Raw genomic sequence first — 2,417 nt, forward strand, 5'->3', positions numbered from 1 at the left:
CGGGGCATTAGTACAAAAATTAATTTTTTCTGCTGCAGATAATTTGCTGTACACTTCGCCATGTATATTTTCCAGCACCATATTATGTACAGTACTTTCCTGCCTTACATCAAGCGATGCAAAGTGCAATCCAAAAACATTTACTTTATTGATAAGGTTATTTACCAAATGCAAAAACAAACCGTTATGCTTGTAAATAATGATCTCTTTTATTTTATTAAGTTCATCAAGAATATAAGTGGTGGTTAAATCAGTTTGATAACCGGGGATAAAAATATTATCGTACAATTGTTTTTCCAGCCCGTTTAAAATAACATCAATACCTTTAAAAGTAAGCCTGCGTTTCATTCTTCTTATTTCAAGATAATAACATTTTATAATGCTGCCTCTTAATGCATGGGCCACTTTTAAAGTAGTATCTGCCGTTACAAAAGGATTACCATCCCGGTCGCCGCCGGGCCAAAAACCCATGTTAAGAATGGATTTGTTTTTCGGCATTACCTCATTAAACTGATTTTTTAAAAATGCAGTAATTCTTCCTGCGGACAGGTAAAAAACATTTTCTAAATACCATATTAAACTTACCGCTTCATCAAAAGGTGTAGGCTTTTGTTTTTGCAAAAAAGGCGTTTTACCCAATTGCTGCAAATACATATTTATTTTTGCTGCATCATTATCTGCTAATGCTTTTGAAAGATCATTTATTATACCCAACACCGCCCCGGGATAAAATTGTGTGGGGTGTGCAGTCAGCACCAACTGTACAGAAAAATCTTTCAATTTATTTTCCAGTTCTTTTTCTTTTTTATGTTGAATTACTTCTAATTCCAATTGTTTTAATGTGCCGGCACCAGCCATATCTCTTACATCGGTAAAAGCGGCATCTTCCAGTGCATCAAACAACACCACCTGCCTTTCTACATACTGAATAATTCTAAACAGCATATCTAATTTTTCCTGCTCTTCTCTGTAAGCAGTGTGTTTTAAAAAAAACTCCTCTATAATGGCAGTGGGGTTTTGTTTTCTTTTAAAACCTTCGTCGCAATTGCTGGATAAAACGGATAATAAAATGCCAGTTTTTTCAATGCGATGAAACGGAAGGGACGAGAACAAACTGTTGTAAAGCTGAAACTTGATACCTACGTTATTATTAAATTGCTGCAAGCCACGGGAACTGTGATGATCCATTAGTATTTGTATTATTTATTCAAGAAAATGATGAAGATGGCAGCAATCGGTTAACAAAGATGAAATATTTTTTGATATTATCCAATCATTTTTTATATCTTTGAGTCCTGTTCAGATGAAATACAATAATTTCTATATTGCGTCCTCCTCAAAGATAGTGCTTACTATCAGTGGCACTACTATTATTACAATCACAACCCTTTAAGGGTTGTACATCTTCATATTACCACTTGGGCCCACGCTATTTTTCTGAAAAGAAAATTATTTTGTATAATTAAAAAATTAAAAATGCAGGTTATAAAATTTGGTGGCAGTTCGGTAGCATCCGCAGAAAATATCAATAAAGTAGTTGACATTATTAAAAATAAACCGAAGACGGATAAAGTTGTAATAATAGTTTCGGCCTTGGGAGGTATTACAGATCTGTTGTTGCAATGTGCACAGCTTGCTGCTAACAATAACGAGACTTATAAAACTTCTTTACAGGAAATTGAAACAAGGCATTTAAATACAGTTAAAGAATTGATACCTGTAACACAGCAAAGCAGTGTGTTAAGTGCAGTAAAAAAAATGTGTAATGAGATCGAAGATATTTGTAATGGTATTTTTTTACTGGGCGAATTATCTGAACGCACCAAAGATAAAATAGTTAGTTATGGTGAACTCCTTTCCTCCCAAATAATTGCAGCAAAATTAAAAGCGGTGGAGTTAGATGTGCAATGGAAAGATGCAAGAGAATTAATTACAACGGATAGTAATTTTGGTGCAGCGTTTGTTGATTTTTCAAAAACGAATGCTGCTATAAAAAATTATTTCAATACAGCTGCATCATCATTATTCGTTCTCCCGGGTTTTATTTCTGCTGATGCAAATGGCATTACCACTACATTAGGTCGTGGCGGCTCCGATTATACAGCCGCAATTATTGCCGGCGCTGCAGATGCAAAAGTGTTGGAAATTTGGACAGATGTTTCGGGCATGATGACTGCCGATCCAAGAATTGTAACCAATATAAAACTCATCCCAAAAATTTCTTACCAGGAAGCGATGGAGTTATCGCACTTTGGTGCCAAAGTGATTTACCCGCCAACTATACAACCGGTAATGAGTAAAAATATTCCGGTATGGATAAAAAACACTTTTGCTCCGCAGGATGAGGGCACGGTTATACAAAATGAAAGCATGAAAAACGGCAGTGCCATCCGTGGCATCAGCAGTATTAATAAAAT

At 35.3% G+C, this 2,417-nt stretch carries 2 protein-coding genes; one reads left to right on the forward strand and one right to left on the reverse strand.

Features of this window, described 5'->3' with window-relative positions; all coding sequences use genetic code 11:
* The coding region (locus tag ACY65O_RS07895) for a phosphoenolpyruvate carboxylase (RefSeq protein ID WP_462220311.1) at nt 1–1,188 on the reverse strand (1,188 nt) is incomplete at its 3' end.
* Nucleotides 1,189–1,476: 288 nt separating this feature from the next.
* Here ACY65O_RS07895 and ACY65O_RS07900 point away from each other — a divergent pair.
* A partial coding sequence (locus ACY65O_RS07900) for an aspartate kinase (protein ID WP_462220312.1) occupies nt 1,477–2,417 on the forward strand: 941 nt, incomplete at its 3' end.

Source organism: Ferruginibacter sp., from assembly GCF_031430955.1.
Lineage (GTDB): Bacteria > Bacteroidota > Bacteroidia > Chitinophagales > Chitinophagaceae > Ferruginibacter.